The sequence below is a fragment of the Rhizobium sp. T1470 genome, from assembly GCF_042140505.1.
GTDB lineage: Bacteria > Pseudomonadota > Alphaproteobacteria > Rhizobiales > Rhizobiaceae > Rhizobium > Rhizobium favelukesii.
Genome location: NZ_CP148094.1, coordinates 63,352 through 84,261, shown reverse-complemented (window position 1 = coordinate 84,261; position 20,910 = coordinate 63,352). Strand labels below are relative to the sequence as shown.

Below are 20,910 nucleotides of genomic sequence, written 5' to 3'. Positions count from 1 at the left end.
TGAGAATCGTTCAATGCGTGCCTTCCGGAATTATAGTCGAAAAGAAAAAAATATATTCTACTCCCTTCGATCTAAGGCAGGTGAATATCCGTTTGGCGAATGCGTTTTGCTGTAGAGCACGACCTCCCCTTCGTGGGATACCAGGTAGCACAATCGAAGGATCCGCCTCGCATCACGCAGATCTACCGCGCTTGCACTTTTAACGAAGATGCGATGAGTTTGCGGCCCTTCTTTTCGCCCGTTTCGGGGCGCCCTCAGGGGACCGGCGGACCGGCGCAATTCGGCGTCGTATTGCCTTTCGGTAGGGAGCGCCGATCCTCCAAAAGGCGCAAAAGCAGGTTCCGTTTTCTCTTGCGCTGGACAAGATCAATATCACTGACGAGCTTTGCGCCGCCCTCGCGCCGCTCCAAGGTAATCTTGCGGCTATGGAAGGCTTCCAGCTCGGCTCGATGCGCTACGCTTACGATGGTGACATTCGGCAATTCAAGGATCACCATCTCCATCATCTTATCCTGACTCTTCTCATCGAGTGCTGACGTTGCTTCATCCAGTACGATGATATCGGGATTGTGTAGCAGGAGACGCGCAAACGCGAGCCGCTGCTTTTCGCCACCCGACAACGTCTGGTCCCATGGCGCGTCTTCCTCGATCTTGTCGTTCAGATAATCGAGTCCCACCTTGTCGAGGGCCGCCTTGATCTTATCCAGCGTCCAGCTATCGGCGGCACGGGGATAGGCGACTGCACGGCGAAGCGTCCCGGAAGGGATATAAGGCCGTTGCGGCAACATGAACAGTCGTCTGTCGGCGTGGAAATTGACGCTGCCGTCACCCCACGGCCAAAGACCTGCGATGGCCCGCACCAGCGTGCTCTTGCCTGAACCGGATTCTCCGGCCACGAGCACCCGCTCGCCTGGTTCGATCACGACCTGGGTTTCCTTGACCACAGCGGTGCCGTCGTCAAGCGACACGGAGAGATCGTTTAGGCTGAGTATCGCATCGCCTTCAGTCTCACCGCGCTTGATGCGTCCCAAGGCGTTGCTCTGTTCCGCGCGCTCCAGCCCGTCGAGCGACATCATCAGCGAAGCGATGCGCCGTGCGCAGGCGTTCCAATCGGCTAGACGGGGGTAGTTATCGACCAACCATCCGAACGCACTCTGTACGATGGCGAAGGCAGAGGCAGCCTGCATTACCTGACCAAGGGTCATGCTGCCTTCGAGAAACTTTGGAGCACAAAGCAAAACGGGCACGACTGGCGCAAACAGGCTCGACCCCTGCGACACAAGTGTTGTGCGCATGTGTTGGCGTGCAAGGAGCGCCCATTGCCTGAGCACATTTGCGAACGTCTTGTCGAGGTCGTTACGCTCCTCCTCTTCACCGCCGAGCAATGCGATGCTCTCGCCGTTTTCCCGCACGTGCGTCAGCGTGTAGCGAAATTCGGCTTCCGCCTGATTTTTGGCCTCTGAGACGTGGACGAAATGACGGCCGATGACCACCATCGAGCTGGACGTGATCGCGGCATAGAGTACCGCAGTGATAACGAGAAAGCCGGGAACGGTGACGGTCGAACTTGCGATTGTTAGAGTCAGGGCCCCGCCGATCGTCCAGAGCACCACGATGAAGGTCGAAGCCGACAGAAATGCAGAAATGACCCCGGCGATGAAATCGACAGGTGCTTCGGTGGCAATCCGCAAATCCTCCGAAATGCGCGCTTCGGGGTTCTTGTGGTCGCCGCCGATGAGGTTCAACTGATAGTAACGGCCGTTCGCGAGCCAGCGCGCGATGACTGCGGTAGTGAGCCAGGAACGCCAGCGGCGCTGAATCATCATACGAAGGGCGACTTGTGCAGTGACAATGACGACGCTTCCGAGCACGAGTGGTAGGAATACGGCGCTCAGGAAATAGACGATGCGGGCATTGTGTTGCTCTATGGCGTCAAAAATTGCGCGATTCCAGACATTGATTCCATACTGGAAGCCGACATTGATGCCGATCAGGGTCAATAGCCCGATTGAGCACGGCCAAGCGAGCCTGTCGCCGCCGCGACCCCAGTAACGGCGCGCGCTGATCCAGAAACGCGTCAGCAAATACCTCCTGCGCGCCTGCTCGGCCTCCTCGGGCGTCAACTCTGGATCGGGTTCAATGACATTTGGCGGCGGCACGACCTCGACAGTCGATGCCTCCTCTTGGCGCGACTTCGCGGCACCGTGCGGTTTGGTGCCGTCGACCGATTTTTGATTGGATTTAGCGTCGATCATAGCGCGACAACGGCTTAAAAATCAAAAGGTTTCATGATGCCGGTGTCGAACCGGGCATCGGAGGGCTTGCTGAGAAAGTGAGGCAGTCGCCGCTCGAACCCACAAGGTCCCTAATGGGCACGTTCACCCCCGACCGCTTTTCTGCCAGCGGCGAGTCCCGGCCAGCTAAAGTGCATACCGAGCGACCAAACCTTGGACCTGCTGGTGAGTGTCGGGTAAGGGCCGATATTGTTAAAAAGTCCGTTTTCTGCAAACTCTGATGTTTTAACGGCCGTAGAGGCCGACACAGAAAATCGAGCTGGGGGCCTTCCAATTTTGCGTTCAAGCAGCGTGTGGGTAGGCCCTGCAGCGGAAATGAAACAGCATCGAGGGGGCAACATTCGCTCAAATTGCGAATTGGCTGACTTTTCGGCAAACCCAGATTTTGGACTTTTTCAACACTATCCGCCATTAGCGGAAGACGCCTTGGCCGGAAAGCACGGTGGGTTCAACTTGCTGGGGATGCCGCGAAGGTCACTTCTCGAACCGTTTGCGTCGTTCGGGTTCCAGCAGGTTGCCCCTCTTCGTCTCGCTACAGCCACCGTCCGACGCGAGCCTTGTAGGCGAGATAGACGTCACCGAACTTCCGCTCGAGATAGGCCTCCTCGCGGGCGACCACGCCGTAGCGGATGACGAGATAGAACGGCACCAATAGGGCGATGAGCCACAGGCTGTCGAAGGCGACGGCGAGGCCGATGAGGCCGAGGAACATGCCGATATAGATCGCGTTGCGCGTGAAGCGGTAGGGGCCCGCGTCGACGATCGTCGTTGTCGGCTGGGTGGTCGGGACCTGCGTCCCGGCGCGGCGGAAGGTCGCCGCCGCCCAGATCAGCAGCGCCAGGCCGGCGAGGAACACGATGCCGCCGAGCCAGCCGCCCGGACTGCCGCCGGCAGGAACGGCAGCGGATAGAGCCAGTCGAGCGCGAGCCCGGCGATCGCCGCGAGCGCCCAGGCGATCGGCGGCCGTACCGCCGCGCCTGAACTGTCGCGCAAATTCCCCGTCGCCTCGCTCATGCCACCACCCGTCCGATCCGCTCCCCGGCCCCCGGAATTCTGGCGCAAGAGAGCGTGTTTTTGCTACATCTGCTAAGCCCCCACCGCTAGAGTTTACGGCGCTTCGAAAGAGATTTGAAGTCAGAGAGCCGCGGACAGCTAAAGGATCGGGTTCGGCCGACACGCCTTGCATCGCCATTGCCACCACAAAAATGATGCCAAAATTTTTGCGAGGCCATCCTCGGCCCTATGCGCGGGCTCAGGATTGAATGATGCGCCGTTCGTCTCGCATGGACCAGCCTTCTTTATCGCTCGCGGTCGTCGCGTTCAGGCTCTTGCCGTTCATCGGTCTCGCGCTGGAGCTGCTCGAGCCTCGGAATGAGTTGCTGGGCTGGATCGGTGCGCGTCGTGTCACCTGGTCGAGGGCCGGGACCATCCCGGGTCTGCTGCGTCCCATCGGCCACCGGCCCGGCCCGTTCCTCGTCAGTTTGAACACGGCCTGGCTCATCGTCGCGATCGCGGTACGCTGCCTCGGCGGCTGGTGACTGGATCACCGAGGTGCCGTTCCCTTCCTGTCTCATCTTGCCACCGCGCTGCCGCGAGCGCTCGGCCGCTTCGATCGCAATCCTGAGGTCGTGATCCACCTCGGCGATTTCTCGGATCAATGTATTGCCGGAGGCACCGAGCTCACCCACACGGGCAATTACAAGGTCCAGGCTTGCCTGCAACGACGCTTTATTGGCGTTGCCTTCGCCTGCATCCGCGAGGTCGATCGCTTCACGGTAGTGCTCCACCTCGAGCATGATCTCGTTTGCTGCTTCGACGGTCCGCAGCCCATGGCGCGCGACCGACTCGTCCCAGCGCACGTTGGCATCGTTGTCACCTTCGCGCAGCCTTGGCTCATCGCTGGCGATCCGCTCACCGTTTTGCTCCTGCAGTTCCATCAGTTCGCGCCGCACACTTACATGCTCACGGGCTGCAGAGGCAATCTCGTCGAAGTTTGCGCGCTCGTTTGCGGGAATGACGCGTTCCGCCTGGAACAGGGCGGTCTCGACACGCTTCTCATAGGCTTCGAATTCGGATCGGCTCATTTGACGCATTGGCTCATCCCTCGAAACGATCTGATCCAGAGATACCAGATGCGTTATGAATTGCGAGCGCAAACTTTCCGTCTTACGCCCACCAGGCACTCGGGGATGATCACGCACCACTTCTGATTCTAAACGGATAAGCTGCGATTGAGCGAAGCTTTCGACTCCTTCTCCGCCATGTTCTGTGGCCACAGCCTCCCATTGGCGCTTAGCGAAATCAGTATAGCGTCGGCTTCGCTCTGTTTGAGGCAAGCTATGTCTGTCGGACCGCTTCGCATCATATCGTCGCTGCGCGGCCTCGCTCGTTGCCTCGTGTTCGGTTCGCCCGTGGCGATTTGTCGGACGCACCTGGTTTTTGCCATAGGCCGCGGCACTCGCCCGCTCGCGCCGATCGGTCATTTCCATATTGATGCCGTGCGCGCGTGCCTTTTCCGCCATCGTCACCCGCCAGCGACGAAACACCGAAATCGTCGTTTCGATCCGATCGCCGGCATCCGAACGCATGGCAACGATCGCATGGACGTGCACATGCGGCCGTTTGCCGCCCGCCTCCTCGGGCTTTGGGTCCTTCGACGGGTCATGCAGGGAAAACACATAGCGGTAACCGGCAAATTCCTGCGCCAGGAACCCTCGTGCGGCGGCATGGAAAGCCTGGACATCCGTTCCGGCCCGTGCCGAGAGGACGACATGCATGACGTCGCGCGGCTTGCGGCTATGCAGGCCGTCGCGCCATTTGAGCTGCACGACATCACCGGCCTGCTTGGCATCCGCGATCACACCCCCTTGCTCGTCGTAAGCGACGACCTGATACCGACTGACAAGATCACGAAGCCGGGCGGAGCCGTAGTCTGTGCCGTTGCCGTAACCGGTGAAGCGAAACGTCGCTGCCACGCTCTGCTCGCCCTCGTCACCATCCAGACGACCTTGCACGATCGCCGATGCTTTCCCGTCACCGGTGAGGCGCTCACCCATGCTGTCGCGCAAGACAGTGACGCCCTCGATGGTAAAGCCCGTGTCATCATTGCGAGGCGATGCGGCAAAGGCGAACATCCGGTCACCAAGCCCGCGTTTGAGGATCGCCCGCGCCTGCTCGTGAATAGCCGATGCCGGATCGAACTGCTCCTTCACCTCCACCACGAATGACCCGATATCGCGGCTTTCGGCGCGATTCTTCATCAGGTGGTCCCACTCGCCCGGGACCGTGGACAGTTCATTGCGGCCCCGCAGCTGTTCGCCACGCTCGTTCTCGACGACGACGTCGCCGTTGCGCGAGATATAGCCGATCATCGCGCCAAGCCTGCTGCCGCCACCGAAGGACGCCATCTTGACCACGGCCGGTTGGCTGCCGGACGCGAGTGATGCAAACCGGGACCGCATGGAAGGTTCGCCGGCGCCAAATCCAGCCCTCAACCCGGCCGAACGGCGGCCGCGTTTGGTCCCACCATGCATTCGGCCGGCGACAAGAGATGCGGTCGGGACCGCTCCGCCGCGGCGCCGGCGCTCCTCTTCCTCCAAAGTCTTGCCCCGGCCCAGCGACCGCTCGTGTAGCAGCGCTGCCCTACGCCGCTCCCACTCATTCTCGAACGCACCGAAGAAGAACTCCATCAGGCGGTTCCTCGCCGCCGTTGGGCGCCGCGCGCCGCGAAACGCCTGAGCTCGAGCATGACGGCGGCGACGATCTTTTGAATATCTGCCGTTTGAGCAGAGATCGCCTTGGCATCAACGTGACCGCTGCTGTTTGCGGCGCGCGCCAGCTGGTTGAGGTTCACGCCAATCGCCCGCATGTCCGACAAAAGCAGATCCAGAATTGCCCGGTCGTCATCGGTGAAGAAGGGGCGGACGCCCGCGCCTTCCAATGTCAGTGACCGCATAAAGGCCGAGATGGTCATTCCGGCGCCTGCGGCAACGCGCGCAATGACGGCGATTTCGGAGGTGCTGAAACGCGCGTGCACGACCCGATCCTTCCGCTTGTCTGCCGCTCCCGATTCGATCACCTTGCGCTGGCTTGCCGCCATTTCATCCTCTTCGAAACAATCGCCGCAGGCGCCATCGACGGCTTGTCCGTCGATCGTCAGCAAATTTGTATCACAAATTTGCGTATCCTGCCAAACATCACTATACGTATTTAGTATTGTTTTTTCAAGCTGTCATCGGAGAGCCTTGATGGGGCCTGACCGCGAACGAACGAAGCTTCGCAGGGACAACAGCCATGTGCGCAATGTGAGCAATCACATCGCGTGTTCACACGCTATTTAAATACTTTAGTTCGACACAGACACATCGTGTAATCACATCGTGTGCCATTGGCATGTGATCCCACTCTAGGGGCGATCGCCCATAGAATGTGTTTGATCGCCAGCATTTCGGTTGACGATTACTATACGTATAGAGTTATATTCACAGAGACACTGAGCACGTCAGCTTTCAAAGGGTCGATCAAGATGAGCCGGATCTATGCCGCGGTGAGCAATAAGGGTGGCGCGGGCAAGACCACGCTCGTCACCCTGGCGGCGGGGGAGTATGCGCTTAGAAACGAGCGTGTGCTTCTGATCGACGCCGATAGCAGGCAGAACCTGTCGGGATGGTGGCGACTGTGCCACAACAAGCAAAATGTGCCCGACAACATCGAAGTCACGACCGCATCGACATCACGAACGCTCGAGACGGCCATCGAGCGGTTTGCAACGTCCTTCGACCTCATCGTGATCGATGCACCTGGCGTCGACAGCTCACTTCAGACGAGCATCATTCGCGCCTCGGAACTGGTCATCTCTCCCATTCAACCGGCGATCAAGGAGATCGAGGCGGCTGGACAGGCGGTCGCCATGGTCAACGAGATAAACGACGAAGCGGGTACCAAGATTCAGCATCTGAATGTGAGAACGCGGACGCCGAGCACCAGATCTCCGATCCTGTTGTCCATGTCGCTCGATCCCTATCGCCTTTATTGCCATCGCGCTGATCTAAGCAGGAACATGGCACGGTTCCACACCCTGTCGATACGAGCCAACGCTGTTCGGTGAAACGGCTGTTGTTCGTTCATGGGGCCGGATCGGGACGAGCGGTCGGGAATAGACAGAGGTGTTTTCGGATGAGCTCGCAGCGGCGTCGCACTTCCTCAAACTCGCGCGCCGGAAACGGTCGAAGGGCTATAAGCCCATAGGAAGCTGTGGAAATGCCGCCGAAGTCAGTTCGTTGGGCATCGTGGCCGATGACAGAGGAGCCGCGTGGTGGAAAGGATTCCGGAGCTTCAAACGGGAGTTCACCATGACCACAACCAACGAAATTGCAGACAAGATCGCCGGCGAACATGGCCTGACCAAGGTACAGGGCAAGGCGATCGTGGAAGCCGTGTTCGGCCATCACTGCGGCATCCACCTCCGGCAAGGAAACCTCGATCCCAGGTTTCGGCAAATTTAAAGTGAAGGACACGCCGGAGCGCGAAGCGCGCAATCCGGCGACCGGCGCGACCATCAAGGTCGCCGCCGCCAAGAAGCTCACCTTTGCGCCGGCAAAGGCGCTGAAGGATGCACTCAACAAGTGACATTGAGAAAAGCCCCGCTTGAGTGGCGGGGCTTTCTGGTTCTGCTTACCGGCGCGTGTTACGCGACCAGATGAGCTGGAGGCCCTCCTGGCCCTGGACTTCGCTCAGCGTCGCGTAGATCGGAGCCGGGAAGCTCGGATCATCGAGCTTGACCGAGATGTAGTCGCGCTCGGTGTCTCGGGCCTGTTTCTGCCAGCCTGCTCCGAACTCGACGTTGCCGGCCAGGACGCGGAAGTCCGGGGCGCCTTCGGAGGCGCGTTCGACCCTGACGATCTTTGCCTTGACGTTGAGATTGAGGGTCTTGATGGTGCCGGTGAAGCCGTCGGTTGAGGCGGTGAAGGAGCCGATGGTAGCCATTGTCGCATTCCTTTTCGGTTGCTCGAGCCGCGCCCATCGCAGTCTCGATGGCTGTCGATCAGACCGGCGACGATCGGCGCGCACCCGCAGGGCCGCAACGAAGTGGAGGACGGCCCATGGGCCGAGGCTTTCTTGGCTACCGCGAGGAATGACGGCGATCCGGGGTCCCCGCGTGACCTGTCACGTGGGGTGGTCGCCGTCAGGGGAAGAAAACGAGCCGGCCGTTGCGGGAGGACGATCGAGCCGAGCAGCGTGAGGCGTTCTCCGGTCAGACATGCCCCATCGAGACCGCGGTGGGCCTGCCTTGCGCAACCATTGAAGGGATAGAGAATGGCGGGCCGAGGGCGCACCTCATCGAGACTGCAAGGCCGCGCATGTCGGCGCTATCGCCACATTAGGCAGGCACCGGGCATCAGGAACGCGTGATACCTGTGAGCCTTCGGGCTGCGGCGGCATTTTTGACGGTGAGTGCGATTTTCTTGAGGAAGGCAGGACTGAAACTGCCAAGGGGCGTGGTCGTCTCGAAGTCAAATGCCTTGTCGAGTTCAACCCGATTGTACTCGTCGAGAACGATCCAGCACGGAAAATCCAGGCCGGCGCGACGGCATTCCATTTGGCTGACGGCAAGAGAAAGCCGCTCCGTGTCGGGCAATTGCGATGTGATGGGAAACAGAAACACAGCTTCCGGCGCCGCCGCGGTGCGAACGACGACGCAGACGGGCCTCGCCTTGCGGCCGGACTCTTCACCCGCAGCCGCTTGGCGCTTCCACAGGTAGAAAAAGCGGACAATCTGCCCAGGCTCAAGCATTGTCACCCTCGATAATATCCTCAAGACCGGTCATAAGTTCCTGGTGGATGTCTTCGGGAGCATCCATCAAGCCGTAGACAACGGTATGAGAACGACCGATGAGCTTGCGATATTGCTCGGCGGTCAGAATGACGAGTTTGTCCTTCCCGCGCTTCGTGAGAGTGACAGGTTCGATCAAAGCCGCTTCGAGGATCTCCCCCGAAGCGCGGTTCATATCTGAGAAGGTGAATTGCTTCATGGCCCAAGCCTCGTACTGAATTACCTATAATACCTATTCTATGCAATTTATGCAATGGAGGCCGTTGTCGCGGAAAGCCGGTCCTCTCAATCCGGGGCCCGGAACTGTCGCGCTATCCTAACTTTTGCCCCTTCTCGCGCGTTTGATGACCTCATGGCTGAAATTCCCATCCGTTGTTTTGCTGTATCGGTCGTTCTTCTCCGTGCTACGGGCGCTGAAAACCAAGTGCTGCTTCTGCGTCGAAATCACACGTTGATTGGCGAATGGTGCCAGATCTCCGGCGGCATCGAGGACGGTGAGAAGGCATGGGAAACCGCGCCACGCGACGTCAAAGAAGAAACCGGCCTGAACTGTGATCGCCTCTATTCGGCAGACATATGCGAGCAATTCTATGAGGTCGGTCGCGATGCTATCAGCATGCTACCGGTTTTCGTTGGCTTCGTAGATGCTGGGGCAGCTGTGGTCATCAATGGCGAACATAGCGAATTTCGTTGGGTTTCATTCGAGGAGGCCTTGAGGATGGTGTACCGGCCGGAGCTCGCCGCCGTCGCACCCTACATCCGCCTATGGCGGAACCGCTTCCCCGTGCCCGCGGGCCCCTGCACGACGTGCCGGCAGGCCCGGATCGTCAGGGCCATCACCGTAAGAGTCGTTCCGGCGACGCCGCTACCAGGAAATGCCGAGGCGTCGGTGACGATAAGATTGGGAACGTCCCAGCACCGATTATAGCCGTTGAGGACTGAATCCTTGCTGGACGCCCCCATCCGCGCGCCGCCGGTTTCATGGATCGCGGCGCCCATGCACATGGTCTTTCGGAACCATCTGCGAAACATGAAGCGGCTGAATGGATCCGCATCCGGAAACGCCCCTCGCCCCATCTCCTTTAGGCCGGTTGGCGAACCGATGAATTCTAGCTCGCCGCCCACACCTTTAATCGTCTCGATCAGGATCTCCTCCTGCTTCTTGAGGAGAGGGACAAGCCGACCGCCGTTATCGCGACAAGCGACGACATGGCGATATCCTTCATGAGTTCCGCGCAGGAGAAGGGCTACCGCATTCCCGACGACGTCTCGATCGTGTCCTTCGACGGATCGCCTGTCTGCGCCTACTGCTCCCCTCCTCTGTCTGTGATCCAGCAGCCCATGGAGGAAATGGGAGAACGGGCCGCGCTGATGCTTATCGGGTATGGCGGCGCGGTCGGCGACGCAACTCAGGGTCCGATCGTCATTTCGAGCAAACTGGTAAAGCGGAAGAGCATGGCAGGTGTCGCGCGGTGACCGTCCCATTGCCGTCCTGCCTTTCCAAACTGAGCACATCCGCTGCTTCGGCGATGTCTAACCAACGGCCGCTCTCGATGTTCGAGACGAAGCTCGCCAGCCGCGGACGCTGGCCGCGATGATCTTCACGTCGTGCGATACCTTGTTGGGAAAGCGTCAGAGGTTTTGGACGAAAACCGGCTGGACGATCGCAACCAGCAGATGGCCATCTGATCGTTCGCGGCCCTCTCGGCTTCGGACAGGACGATGTCCCTATGATCCGGGGTGCCCGATATCACCCGCGTCAGACGGGCGCCGCCCATGCCCTGCTCGCAGGAGAGTTCGACAGGCACGCTTGACTGAAGTACATTCGAAATGGTCTCGTGGCAGCTACCGGGAAGCACTGGCCGGCCGAGGATTCCGCACTTCGACGTACGCCGTCTCGCCACCGCAGAGCCCGTTGGCGGCGTCTTTGAAGCCGGTAGAGGGACAGCATGACATCTCGCAGATCCATTGCCGAGCGGGTGATCGCGCAGGCCAGCACCCGCGGCACTCCGATTGATGGAGACGCCGAATTCATGGCGATCGTCGAGCTGTGGGTGGCTGGCGAGATCGAAGCAGCCGAGATGCGCGATCGGTACAATGCGTTGCTGGAACGACGTTCGCGCGGCAAACACAACTCCGAAATCAGTCCGCAAGCGCCAGAAGGAACGGCCGTCCAGGCAAGCGACGGGGCGGCTGATGAGGCGACGCCCTGACAGCAGATACACCGAGCCATTGGAGACAAGAATGACACGAACACCACGCCGCCCCGTCAATCCTCTAGACGCCGCGGAGGCCTTGTTCAAGCCGGCAAAGAAGGTAGCTGCGGCGCCTGCCGTCGAGCGACGAGCGCTGCCAAATGTCAAGGAACCGGTCTCCCTGAAGCTCGACAGCGACGTGCTCGCCTATTTTCAGGCAGATGGTCCAGGCTGGCAGGACCGCATCAACGATGCGCTGCGTGCCGCCATGAAGGATGATCGCTGAACACGCCGCGGTCACGCGGCCGCCCGTTTACACTCCTCGCTATCCCGCGTGGTGGCGAGATCGCGTTCGATGTCGGCAAATTCATCTCGGCTTCACAGCAAGCTGCGCGCCGAAGGCGAATACCTCTCCGGGGCGCGGTCGGTAGGATGCCAGCCGCCTTTCGGCATCGTCCAATCGAATGCAACAGTTCAAACGCCCGGCCTCCATGTTCGAGCGAGCATGCTCGAGGGGCGCCGAGGCGCCATCATCGGCCGCCGATCGTCAAGGTCCCGGTTTCACCGGTATCCACCGGTCCGGCGCGAGCCAGTCGCTATGGCGGAGAAGCCGGTCTTCATGAGAATTCGAAGTGACCGCAGTAGGCATTTGAGCGTAAGAAGATGCTTGTCCGAACGTCCCCGCGCTGGAAAGGATTGTGTTCATGCACGCCCCCAGAGCTTCCTTCGCCGTTTGTTTCGCCCTCACCACCGCACTGGCCACGACCGCATCAGCGCAGATGCCTCAGCAGCAGCCAGATGCAAAAGCGTTCAAACTCGGCTCATTCGACATTGTGGCCTTGCATGACGCTCAGTTTGTTAGACCGAACGACAGCAAGATATTCGGCGTTGGCCACAGCCCTGAAGAAGTCGGAGAAGTGTTGAAGGCGGCTGGTGCGCCCACGGATACTGTGACGCTCAGCGTCGACGCGCTGTTGGTCAAGGGGCCGAAGCGGCTGATCCTCATCGACGCCGGCGTGGGCGGTGCGCTTCAACAGTCTCTCGCTCAGGCTGGCTACAAGCCGGAGGACGTCACGGACGTGCTGATCACGCATTCGCATCCCGATCACATGGGCGGCCTCGTCAAGGACGGCAAGCTTGCCTTTCCCAAGGCGACGATCCGCATGTCGTCGGTGGGCGTTCGCCAAGAAAAATGACCAGCTCGGCCATGTGAAGACCTTCAAGCCGGGCGCCAAGGTCGCCACCGGCATTACCTCGATCGGATTGAAAGGACATACGCCCGGCCACGTCGGCTATGAGATTGTGTCTGGCAAGAAGATGCTCGACATCGGCGACACCGTCCACAGCTCGATCATTTCGCTTGCCAAACCGGAATGGCCGGTCAGCTTTGACAATGACGCGGCCGGCGGTGAGAAGAATCGGATCGATACTTTGAAGGAGCTCGCTCAGACGAACGAGCTCATCTTCGCCCCACACTTTCCGTTCCCAGGCGTCGGCCATATCCAGTCGGACGGCGACCACTTCAAATGGGAGCCGACCACAAGCTAGGGGCAGTGACAAGCACCGGGCGCGGCGCGCTTGCCGTCGCCGCGTCCTCTACCACGTGGATCAAAGGAATCCCTTTGCGGCCATTTGTGCCCTCGCCTCGTCGCTCTCCTCCCGCCAAACGCCGAGGCGTTGAGGACAGTCGTCGATTTCGTGAACTGTACGTCCCGGTATTCGACGACCTCGACATGGTTGCCCCATGGATCGAGAAAGTTGAATGGCCTGCCGTCTAAAACGGTCGCGCCTGCAGCAACAGCCAACGCCATCACACCGCTGCGATCATCCACGACGAGACCGAAGTGCCGGCTCGTATCGGGAGATTGCGACCTTCCCCGGCTCATTGCCAGGAACTGGTCGCCCATATCGATGAAGGCGATTTCCAAGCTTCCTGTGTCGTCGCTGTGAGTGCCTCGCAGCTCGAACGAAAAGATCTTGCCATAGAAGCGGAGCGCTTCATCAACATCTCCAACTTCGAGAGCAATGTGGTTGAGACCGACGAGCTTCGGCTTCTGATCTGTCATCGGGGTTTCCCTCTATTGCCTACGCTCGTCGATCAGTTGTCAGGATCGGTGCGACCAGTCTTTCCGACGCGTCAACGACGGCGTGGAGATAAGAAGGGTTGGCGACTCTTGCTTGGTAGGATCGCCTGCGCCTTGTTGTTGAACATCGCCCCGCTGCGCCCTTCCAGATCCGGCGACACAAGCATGGGTGTAATCCTTGTCGAGCAGACCTCCGGCTCGATCGTCATAAAACTGGTCAGTCCCTCGATGATCTTCAGAAGAAGCTTGTTGGACCCGAACAAGTTCCCCCGGATGCCCGTTTTAACGAAGCCTGGGTTCAGTGCGACGACGTCGACGTCGGGAAAGCGCCGAACGACGTCCAGCACCAAGGCCTCGTTGCCCGCGACCGTGTTCATATGCGCCTTCATGCGGCCGTAGCTCTTCTCCGAATTCAGGTCCTCGACATTGGCCGACTGACCCGAACACGGAAAGCCGATGACGAAGACGCTAGGCTTCATGCGCGGTTGCGGGCGACCCGTGCCAAGACGTGGAGCGATCGCGTTGAGGATGACGTAGCGGCTGAGATAGCTGAGCGCCAAGTCGCGTTCTATGCCCTCTGCCGTGACCTCTCTCTTCGGACCGGCCATGATCCCCGCCGTCATGAGGACGAGGTCAGGCGTCTCGGCAGGCATTTCATCGGCGACACGCTTTGCGTCGATGACGAGAATGAGATCGGCCTTCAGGAAGCTGATGTTCTTCGTCTCCGCGTCCCTGAACGTCTGGCCGACGACGAGGACGTCGGCGCCCTGCTTGGCGAGATCGTGGGCAAGGGAGCGGCCGATACCGCCCGTCCCACCGATGACGGCCACGTTAAGTCCGGCCAGATTAAGCGAATTCTTCTCGATGCGACGCCATGTTATTGAGCTGTCCCGCTGCATCAGACGGCCTCAGTGTCCGCAGCGGCGTCGCCCAAGGAGGGATAGTCGGTGAAGCCGTTCGCCGTCCCACCGAAGTACGTGCTGCGGTCCGCCTCGTTCATTGGCGCGCAGACCTTCAGTCGATCGACGAAGTCCGGGTTCGCCAACACCATCGTCGCCTGCGCGACAGAAAGCGCCTCATGAGCGAAAGCTCCTGAACCCCGCCCGAATTTCCTGAGTGAATACCTCGGGCTCCTCCCAGGCAGCGAAATGTCCGCCTTTCGGCGCCTGGTTGTAGTAGATGAGCTGCGGGTACGCTCTTGAAAGCCATTTCTTCGGCGGCCGGTAGACCTCGCCCGGAAACACGGTTACGGCCACTGGCACCTTGCTCGGCGTCAGTTTCGCCCCGGCGACAATGTTTTCCCAGTAAAGCCGACCGCTCGATGGTCCCGTGTTGGTTAGCCAGTAGAGGGATATATTGTCGAGGATTGCGTCCTTCGACAATACTTTCTCGGGCTCGCCGCGCGTATAAACCCAATCGGCGATCTTGTCATACAGCCAGGCAGCCAAACCAACCGGGGAGTCTGCAATCCCGTAGCCAATCGTTTCCGGCCTCGTGCCCATGATCGCCGCGTATCCGAAACCATTGGCTAGGAAGTCCTTGGCTTCGTTGAACACAACTCTCTCGTCCGCGGACAGCATCTCTGGCGGTGGACCTCCAGCCTTGAGTGCCGCTGCGGCATCGGGAGGAAAGGTAGTCGCGCGCTCGACACGATTGACATGGATGCCCAGCAGCCCCTGCGGGGCCTGACGGGCGAGTGCATCATTGATGATCGCTCCCCAGTCACCGCCCTGGGAAACGTAGTGATCGTAGCCAAGCCGCTTCATGAGGGTATCCCAGGCGTTGGCAATGCGCTGTGGGTTCCAGCCCGCCGTTGTCGGCTTCTCGGAAAAGCCAAACCCCGGTATCGACGGAAGAACGACGTGGAACGCGTCGTCGGCGCTGCCGCCGTGTGCCGTCGGATCGGTAAGCGGGCTGATCACGTTAAGCAGTTCGAACACCGATCCCGGCCAGCCGTGGGTCATGACAAGCGGCAACGCATTCTCATGCAGCGACCGGACATGGATGAAGTGGATGTCCAATCCATCGATATTGGCAATGAACTGCGCATACGAGTTCAGCTTTCTCTCCGCCTTGCGCCAGTCATAAGAAGTGCGCCAGTAGTCGACCAGCTCCTTCAGCTTTGCCGACTGCACGCCCTGTGAGCGGTCGGTTACGGTTTCGCTCTCGGGCCACCGGGTTTCGAGAAGCCTCCTGCGCAGGTCGATTAGTGCCTTCTCCGGAACCCCTACCTTGAAGGGTCTCACGCCGTCGACAATCGCCGGCCGTGGATTTTTCCAGTCCGCCGCTACCGTTGCCGATGGAAGGATAACCGAAGACAGGCCCACCGCAGTGCCGGCGAAGAGCAGCGTCCGGCGTGAGACTTCTATCTTCTCAAGTGATTTATGTGTCATGTCAATGCATCCCGTATTGAAGTCGTCTGCGCCTACTTGACTGGAACGACGAGGGTTTGCCCCTGGTCACGATGTAGGTGGCCAACTCGGAGGCTCTGCCATCACGGACGTTTTTCGCGGAGTGTGCCACACCCGACGGAATGAACAGAGAACCGCCGGCCCTCAGCGTGACGGGGTCGCGTCCTTCAAGCTTATACTGAAGCTTGCCTTCCAGTACGTAGGCGACTTCTTCGCCAGGATGCGTATGGTTGATGGTCGACGCTCCCGGATTGAAGTCAACACGTACCTGAACGACTTCCTTGTCAGGCACGCCGATGCCTTCCTTGATGAGGTCCGTGCGCTGTATTTCCTGCGGCCGAGTTGAGAGACACGGCTCCTGCAGCGACGGCGCAAAGGATGAGCAAACAGGTTTTCATGATAGGCTTCCTTGTTTGGCAGTGCCTTCGACTTTCGGTCAGGTGGCACTCGTAAACTGGATCCAGATTTCATCCGGTCCTTTGCGGAGGAATAGGAACAAGATCGAGAACCTTTTCCCTTGCGGCGAAATTTGCGCCTTGGATGTACGTGGAATGTTTCAGCTCCACGCCGGTTTGTATCAAAGTTTGTCGATAGCCGCTCCGCTATCATCTGGTGCAGTAGTCGATTCAATGATCGCAGCGTGAAATTCTCGAACCGCTTCAGCCGCTTGCGGCGCGTAGCTTGGCTGTGAGCCCAAAGGGAATGACGTCGATTCCACCGAAACGTGCGGACTGCCTGCGAGCAGCCCGATGCCCAATGCTACGACGTCGACGGAAACCCGGTCGGCATAGTCAGTGCTGTGGACAGGTTGGCGGCGCAAACGACTGTTCTCAGCTTGAGGGCCAATGCGACCCCGGCGCCGTGGCCGGCATCTTCGGCTACAACCGGAATGTTCCTCCCCTCAGCTGACATTGCGCCGCGCTCCGGCATTTGCTCGAACAAGCGCCATCAGCATCGGCCCAATCGCAAACTCACCCCTTTCGGTCCTTCGGGTCAGATCCCGCAGATATCCGCCTGCCGAGTGGATCTGTCCCCCCCTTTCCAGGATACAGGCGATCACAGTCGCGGCATTTTCAGCCCCCATCCCTGCGCAGGCTTCTTCGTAGGCCGAGGGGCTTACGCCGAGCATGGATCGCACGACGATGGCCGCCGACATCAGGTCTCGCCAATTGCCGATCGTTCCACCGGGGCCATAGTCGAGGATTTGCGGGCAGGCTTGGAGGACAAGGCCGAGCGGGAACGATTTCAGGCTGTGCCGGGCAGACAGATCGGCCACCCCACCGCTCACTCCGCCGGAAGGTGGTGCTTTCTGCCCTCGCTCATCTGACGGCTCGGTGTTCGGGTCATTGTTGCCCACTGCCCTCTCGCCCTGCTTTCTTTCGAAAGCTGGTTCAAGTTCAGAAGTAGATTCGGGATTTGAATTCTGTATGTGCCGCTCATCTTGAGCGGGATTGCCGCTTTGATTTTGCGTTTTCAGCTGTATTTCCAACTGATTGACCACCTCTTCGCGCAACAGTTCCATCTCGTCGAGGGTCGCTGCGAGTTGCCCGGCGGCCGGAACTCTCGGCAGTCGCTCCAGAAGACCGCGCAAATGCGCGCTGATCGTCATCCAATCGCCAGCCGCGCCTTCCTCGAGGGCCGCTTCGATCAGTTTGGTGATATCGCGTCGGCACAGCGTCAAGCGTTCCCGAAGGCGCTGCAGGTGCATGCGCTCAGCAACAACCTCAGCGGCCAGGCGCTCGATCTCCTCGGATCGGGCAAGCAAAGGCGCCAGCGAGAAGCCGAAGGCCTCATCGATCTCGCCGGATTTGCCTTTATGAGCGTAGCGCTTGCCGTTCGGGCTGTCCTTGCGGATCAGCAGCCCGGCCTCGATGAGCACGGCCAGGTGCCGTCTAATCGTCTGCTCGGCCATTCCATGAGCGCGCAGCGACAGCTGTGCGTTCGAGGGAAACACAACGAGCCCATGCTCTTCCGCAAGCGCGTTTTTCGGATAAAAGCTCAGCAGGGCATTCAGCACTGCCAACGCCCGGTCTGTTACCCCTACCAAAGGCCTGGCCTCGCATAGAGCCCGATACAGCTTCCATTTATCGACCGTCTTGTCTGGCTCAATCTCGCGAGACGCGACTTGGCTTGACAGCATCCCAAGCGTCATCGACCGCCGCCCAAAGGGCGTCGTCACAGTTCCACTCTCCATTTCCTTCACCTTCGATCAGGCAAAAGAAATTTGCTCACCGAAACGGTGCCAAAGACTCTTGACTACGATTCGTGGAAATGCGATTCTCGATCTTGTCTAGAAATCAGAGAGAGGCTTCCACGACTTTGGTCGTTTGGGGGCCTTTTTCTTTTGCGATTACTGCTCCTTAGCGTGTTTCAATTCTTGTCCGGGCGGCGTTGCGCCTGGAAGGTTTCCAATAGCTCGGGCAAACGGTCCACGAGATAGGCTGCGAATTCCGGTGCTCGCCGCTCGTCAATGACAAGCCTGGTCTTTCGGGCGCCACGCTCGATTTCGGCAAATTTGATGCCGGTCTTCGTAACGACATGGCTATGAGCTTCGGGGCGGACGCGCCTTGGCGCTGTTTCCCGCATGACCTTTTCAAATCGCTCGTCGCTCGAAAGCTTTTCGTAGGACGGCGTATTGACGAGGCCCATCCAATCGGCGTCCTTGCGCGCAGCAAGGTTGGCCGCCAGTTGCTCCCAGCGCGGTCGGCCGATCTTTGGCGCAGGGCCAATCGCTATGATGAGCGCCTCCGGGATACTGCGGACAATCGAAATCATCGTCGACAGGTTGCCTTTGTGCACGGAGAGTGCAGCAAGGATTGTTTCCCGCTTCACTCCCCTCTCCTCTAAGCGAAGGCCAAACAGGGCCCGCTCAATGAAAGAGAGATCTTTCCGTTCGAGATTTTCCTTACCCTGCGCAACGATAAGACCGTCATCGTCAAGCTCGCGAACAACGGCTTTAACCTTCAGGCCCAGTCTGCGTATGGCTTCGACTCGACGGTGCCCGAAGGCAATCTGATACTTGCCCCGGCTGGTGGGATGAGGTCGGACCAGAACCGGCAAGATCTGCCCGTGCTGGCTCAGGCTTTCTTGCAGCTCCAGGAAATCTTGAGATGCAAAACCATCCAGACGATCCTTGACGAAGGACGCTTCAATGTCGGCTGGATCAAGCTCGACTATCGCAGCTCCTGCTGCAATCTGCGCCCGCAGGGCCTCGGCGGCTACCGCGTCTTGCGTGAGGCTCTCGAAGGCGCGATTCATAGATAGCAGCGCCCCGGACTGTACGGCGGGCTTAGCTTGCCGCATCGCTTCTGATGCGCCGCCGGTAATTGGCGCCAGCATGTCGCGCATTGCATCGCGCCGCTTACTCATGATGCCCTCCCCCACGCTTTCTTCACAAGCGCCTCGATCTCGGAGTTCACATTATCGATCGCTTCCATTGCGCGGTCATAGGTCGATCGATGGAAGTTCTCCCGTCCTACTTCGTAAAGGGTCTGTTTTGTCAGTCCGGCATCTGAAATCGCTGCGGACTTCAGAAGAGGATTCGTCAGCACACGCTCCTCAAAGAGGCTGCGTAGGAGTCCAACAATCTGGCTCTGAGGACCGTCGCTCGGCTCATATCGGGTGACGACGTAGCGGAAGAAATCATAGTCCGCATCACCCCCTGCCCTCTCCACGACATCGAAGAGGCCTGCCGTCATATGGAGGAACTGCGACATGGACGCGACGTCCAGCATCTGCGGGTGGATCGTCACAAGCACGCTTCGCGCGGCGCAGAGAGCCGATAAAGTGAGATAGCCAAGCGACGGTGGGCAATCGAGGATGACGATGTCGTAGTTCTTCTCGACCGATTGCAACGCGCCGCCTACGCGGGCGAAAAACATCCTGTCCTGCGCCCTTCCCCGCTCCGCGAGAACACGCGGCGTATCGTGCTCGAACTCCTGTAGCTCCAAATTTCCCGGAACCATGTCGAGGCCGGCGAAGTAGGTTTTGCGGATGATGCTGGCGAGAGGAACCTGCTGCTCGTCATAACGGATGGCGCCGTAGAGCGTTTCGTTTGGTTCAAGGTCGAATTCGGGTTGCAGCCCGAAGAGCGCCGACAGGGACGCTTGGGGATCGAGGTCAACGGCAAGGGTGCGATAGCCGCGAAGGGCGAAATACTGAGCAAGGTGAGCGGCAGTCGTCGTCTTGCCCGAACCGCCCTTGAAGTTGGTCACTGCGATCACTTGGAGGTCGTCCCCATCAGCTCGGATAGGCGAATAACCCTTCTTGGTCGAAGCAAGCTGCTGGCGGATGGTATGGATCTGCTCGAGAGAATAAAGTCTGCGACCAGCGCCGTTCTTTTCTGCCTCTGGGATGGTGCCCTCGAGGGAAAGGTGACGTAGATAGGCATCGCTGATGCCGATGAGCTTTGCCGCCTCTCCCGCCATGAACTTGCGCAGTTGCTTTTGCGATGTGGGGGGGAATGCGCGCGCCCTTAACGCCTGCAGCTGCGCGCTTAATAGATCCGCGTCGGCCTCGACGAGGCGCGTCAGCGATCGAACCGGTTGATCGCGTTCGGCAAGCGGTTTCGCGCTGGTCGGCATCATAAACGCTCTTCTGCTTCAAAATGAACAATGAGCGTAAATTGCGCTGAGTCTGCGAGTCGGGTCAAGGCGAATTGGACAGGCTCAACTGCAATTTAACCGCGCGGTGGCGGACCTTCGTCAACACAGGCAGAATAGATTTCCAGATCAAGACCCTTCATCAGGAAGTTTCAGCGCAGGTGCCACGCCGTGTGGGGGTGCCAGGGCCTTCTGACGGGATCGTTCCCGTGCAGGGTGTCGAGAGGACGACCACCAGGGTCTTAGTATCTCGCCCTCGGATACGACCGCACCAAAGTTCTCAGCTGAGAACTATGACCTGAGCGCGGCGCCTATCGATCTCTCCCAAGGTGTGCGACCGCTTTGTCTGCCTGCGTGAGGCGAGTGTGTCCGATATGGGCCTCATTCCAAGGCTTTATCCCTCCCAGAACGGCAGGATAGAGAAATTGCATACAGGCTCGGAACCAACAAAGACACGATGCGTTTTTTTGGTTCAATCTTTTCCCGTGGTTGC

The 20,910-nt window shown here is 59.4% G+C and carries 17 protein-coding genes and 8 pseudogenes; 8 read left to right on the top strand and 17 right to left on the bottom strand.

Going from position 1 to position 20,910, the window contains the following annotated elements:
• Positions 1-254: 254 nt before the first annotated feature.
• From WGT02_RS34730 to mobC, 5 genes are all read right to left on the bottom strand, one after another.
• Positions 255-2,255: an ABC transporter ATP-binding protein/permease gene (locus tag WGT02_RS34730; protein ID WP_208245411.1), complete on the bottom strand. Its 2,001-nt coding sequence runs from the start codon at positions 2,253-2,255 to the stop codon at positions 255-257.
• 571 nt (positions 2,256-2,826) lie between these two features.
• A complete protein-coding gene (locus WGT02_RS34725) occupies positions 2,827-3,150 on the bottom strand; it encodes an isoprenylcysteine carboxylmethyltransferase family protein (protein ID WP_225040491.1) in 324 nt (107 codons plus the stop codon).
• Positions 3,123-3,308, bottom strand: coding sequence for a hypothetical protein (locus WGT02_RS34720; RefSeq protein ID WP_225040493.1), 186 nt, complete (start codon positions 3,306-3,308; stop codon positions 3,123-3,125). The genes WGT02_RS34725 and WGT02_RS34720 overlap by 28 nt, the downstream gene beginning before the upstream one ends.
• Before the next feature lie 284 nt (positions 3,309-3,592).
• The gene (locus WGT02_RS34715; RefSeq protein WP_208245413.1) at positions 3,593-5,983 is read right to left on the bottom strand and encodes a conjugal transfer protein TraA; all 2,391 of its coding nucleotides are present in this window, start codon (positions 5,981-5,983) and stop codon (positions 3,593-3,595) included.
• A complete protein-coding gene (mobC, locus tag WGT02_RS34710) occupies positions 5,983-6,456 on the bottom strand; it encodes a plasmid mobilization relaxosome protein MobC (protein WP_318246544.1) in 474 nt (157 codons plus the stop codon). The genes WGT02_RS34715 and mobC overlap by 1 nt, the downstream gene beginning before the upstream one ends.
• A 264-nt stretch (positions 6,457-6,720) precedes the next feature.
• Between mobC and WGT02_RS34705 the strand changes: the two are divergent.
• From WGT02_RS34705 to WGT02_RS34695, 3 pseudogenes are all read left to right on the top strand, one after another.
• Positions 6,721-7,269: pseudogene (locus WGT02_RS34705) on the top strand (ParA family protein); the annotation flags it as partial.
• A 30-nt stretch (positions 7,270-7,299) separates the two neighbouring features.
• A pseudogene (locus WGT02_RS34700) lies at positions 7,300-7,540 on the top strand (WGR domain-containing protein); the annotation flags it as partial.
• A 105-nt stretch (positions 7,541-7,645) separates the two neighbouring features.
• Positions 7,646-7,922: pseudogene (locus WGT02_RS34695) on the top strand (HU family DNA-binding protein).
• 45 nt (positions 7,923-7,967) lie between these two features.
• Here the strand turns inward: WGT02_RS34695 and WGT02_RS34690 are convergent.
• From WGT02_RS34690 to WGT02_RS34680, 3 genes are all read right to left on the bottom strand, one after another.
• Positions 7,968-8,279 (bottom strand): DUF736 domain-containing protein, encoded by a 312-nt coding sequence (locus WGT02_RS34690; protein ID WP_208245415.1) that lies wholly within the window; start codon positions 8,277-8,279, stop codon positions 7,968-7,970.
• A gap of 412 nt (positions 8,280-8,691) precedes the next feature.
• Complete coding sequence (locus tag WGT02_RS34685) at positions 8,692-9,087, bottom strand: hypothetical protein (protein ID WP_024319211.1); 396 nt, start codon at positions 9,085-9,087, stop codon at positions 8,692-8,694.
• A complete protein-coding gene (locus WGT02_RS34680; protein ID WP_024319210.1) occupies positions 9,080-9,325 on the bottom strand; it encodes a type II toxin-antitoxin system prevent-host-death family antitoxin in 246 nt (81 codons plus the stop codon). Before WGT02_RS34680 ends, WGT02_RS34685 begins: the two co-directional genes overlap by 8 nt.
• A 153-nt stretch (positions 9,326-9,478) precedes the next feature.
• On the opposite strand from WGT02_RS34680, the pseudogene WGT02_RS34675 reads away from it, so the two are divergent.
• Positions 9,479-9,850, top strand: a pseudogene (locus WGT02_RS34675) (NUDIX pyrophosphatase); the annotation flags it as partial.
• Between the two features lie 29 nt (positions 9,851-9,879).
• Here WGT02_RS34675 and WGT02_RS34670 read toward each other — a convergent pair.
• A pseudogene (locus tag WGT02_RS34670) lies at positions 9,880-10,296 on the bottom strand (GMC family oxidoreductase); the annotation flags it as partial.
• 54 nt (positions 10,297-10,350) lie between these two features.
• Here WGT02_RS34670 and WGT02_RS34665 point away from each other — a divergent pair.
• The 4 genes and pseudogenes from WGT02_RS34665 to WGT02_RS34650 all read left to right on the top strand — a co-directional run bounded on the left by WGT02_RS34665 (position 10,351) and on the right by WGT02_RS34650 (position 12,869).
• On the top strand, positions 10,351-10,602 hold the full coding sequence (locus WGT02_RS34665) for a substrate-binding domain-containing protein (RefSeq protein ID WP_231052434.1): 252 nt from the start codon (positions 10,351-10,353) through the stop codon (positions 10,600-10,602).
• A gap of 473 nt (positions 10,603-11,075) precedes the next feature.
• Positions 11,076-11,339, top strand: coding sequence for a hypothetical protein (locus WGT02_RS34660; RefSeq protein WP_208245417.1), 264 nt, complete (start codon positions 11,076-11,078; stop codon positions 11,337-11,339).
• A 31-nt stretch (positions 11,340-11,370) separates the two neighbouring features.
• On the top strand, positions 11,371-11,607 hold the full coding sequence (locus WGT02_RS34655; RefSeq protein ID WP_024319207.1) for a BrnA antitoxin family protein: 237 nt from the start codon (positions 11,371-11,373) through the stop codon (positions 11,605-11,607).
• A gap of 418 nt (positions 11,608-12,025) precedes the next feature.
• Positions 12,026-12,869: pseudogene (locus WGT02_RS34650) on the top strand (MBL fold metallo-hydrolase).
• On the opposite strand, the gene WGT02_RS34645 reads toward WGT02_RS34650, so the two are convergent.
• The 8 genes and pseudogenes from WGT02_RS34645 to repA all read right to left on the bottom strand — a co-directional run bounded on the left by WGT02_RS34645 (position 12,866) and on the right by repA (position 20,399).
• The gene (locus WGT02_RS34645; RefSeq protein ID WP_225040499.1) at positions 12,866-13,387 is read right to left on the bottom strand and encodes a VOC family protein; all 522 of its coding nucleotides are present in this window, start codon (positions 13,385-13,387) and stop codon (positions 12,866-12,868) included. The pseudogene WGT02_RS34650 and the gene WGT02_RS34645 overlap by 4 nt on opposite strands.
• Positions 13,388-13,458: 71 nt before the next feature.
• Positions 13,459-14,304, bottom strand: coding sequence for an SDR family NAD(P)-dependent oxidoreductase (locus WGT02_RS34640; RefSeq protein ID WP_208245419.1), 846 nt, complete (start codon positions 14,302-14,304; stop codon positions 13,459-13,461).
• Positions 14,304-14,462: pseudogene (locus tag WGT02_RS34635) on the bottom strand (alkene reductase); the annotation flags it as partial. The gene WGT02_RS34640 and the pseudogene WGT02_RS34635, both read right to left, overlap by 1 nt.
• A gap of 19 nt (positions 14,463-14,481) precedes the next feature.
• Entirely contained in the window at positions 14,482-15,798 is a 1,317-nt protein-coding gene (locus WGT02_RS34630; RefSeq protein ID WP_208245423.1) for an epoxide hydrolase family protein, read from the bottom strand.
• Between the two features lie 32 nt (positions 15,799-15,830).
• Positions 15,831-16,147, bottom strand: a pseudogene (locus WGT02_RS34625) (cupin domain-containing protein); the annotation flags it as partial.
• Positions 16,148-16,717: 570 nt separating this feature from the next.
• Positions 16,718-18,010, bottom strand: coding sequence for a plasmid replication protein RepC (gene repC, locus WGT02_RS34620; protein ID WP_208245425.1), 1,293 nt, complete (start codon positions 18,008-18,010; stop codon positions 16,718-16,720).
• 176 nt (positions 18,011-18,186) lie between these two features.
• Positions 18,187-19,185: a plasmid partitioning protein RepB gene (gene repB / locus WGT02_RS34615; protein WP_208245427.1), complete on the bottom strand. Its 999-nt coding sequence runs from the start codon at positions 19,183-19,185 to the stop codon at positions 18,187-18,189.
• Positions 19,182-20,399 (bottom strand): plasmid partitioning protein RepA, encoded by a 1,218-nt coding sequence (gene repA / locus WGT02_RS34610; protein ID WP_024318729.1) that lies wholly within the window; start codon positions 20,397-20,399, stop codon positions 19,182-19,184. Before repA ends, repB begins: the two co-directional genes overlap by 4 nt.
• Positions 20,400-20,910: the final 511 nt, after the last annotated feature.

Coding starts and splice junctions, on each gene's coding strand:
- WGT02_RS34715 (WP_208245413.1), bottom strand. CDS start 5,983: ATGGAGTTCTTCTTCGGTGCGTTCGAGAATGAGTGGGAGCGGCGTAGG.
- WGT02_RS34640 (WP_208245419.1), bottom strand. CDS start 14,304: ATGCAGCGGGACAGCTCAATAACATGGCGTCGCATCGAGAAGAATTCG.
- WGT02_RS34730 (WP_208245411.1), bottom strand. CDS start 2,255: ATGATCGACGCTAAATCCAATCAAAAATCGGTCGACGGCACCAAACCG.
- WGT02_RS34645 (WP_225040499.1), bottom strand. CDS start 13,387: ATGACAGATCAGAAGCCGAAGCTCGTCGGTCTCAACCACATTGCTCTC.
- WGT02_RS34660 (WP_208245417.1), top strand. CDS start 11,076: ATGACATCTCGCAGATCCATTGCCGAGCGGGTGATCGCGCAGGCCAGC.
- repB (WP_208245427.1), bottom strand. CDS start 19,185: ATGAGTAAGCGGCGCGATGCAATGCGCGACATGCTGGCGCCAATTACC.
- WGT02_RS34655 (WP_024319207.1), top strand. CDS start 11,371: ATGACACGAACACCACGCCGCCCCGTCAATCCTCTAGACGCCGCGGAG.
- WGT02_RS34680 (WP_024319210.1), bottom strand. CDS start 9,325: ATGAAGCAATTCACCTTCTCAGATATGAACCGCGCTTCGGGGGAGATC.
- WGT02_RS34685 (WP_024319211.1), bottom strand. CDS start 9,087: ATGCTTGAGCCTGGGCAGATTGTCCGCTTTTTCTACCTGTGGAAGCGC.
- WGT02_RS34630 (WP_208245423.1), bottom strand. CDS start 15,798: ATGACACATAAATCACTTGAGAAGATAGAAGTCTCACGCCGGACGCTG.
- WGT02_RS34665 (WP_231052434.1), top strand. CDS start 10,351: ATGAGTTCCGCGCAGGAGAAGGGCTACCGCATTCCCGACGACGTCTCG.
- repA (WP_024318729.1), bottom strand. CDS start 20,399: ATGCCGACCAGCGCGAAACCGCTTGCCGAACGCGATCAACCGGTTCGA.
- WGT02_RS34720 (WP_225040493.1), bottom strand. CDS start 3,308: ATGAGCGAGGCGACGGGGAATTTGCGCGACAGTTCAGGCGCGGCGGTA.
- repC (WP_208245425.1), bottom strand. CDS start 18,010: ATGGAGAGTGGAACTGTGACGACGCCCTTTGGGCGGCGGTCGATGACG.
- WGT02_RS34690 (WP_208245415.1), bottom strand. CDS start 8,279: ATGGCTACCATCGGCTCCTTCACCGCCTCAACCGACGGCTTCACCGGC.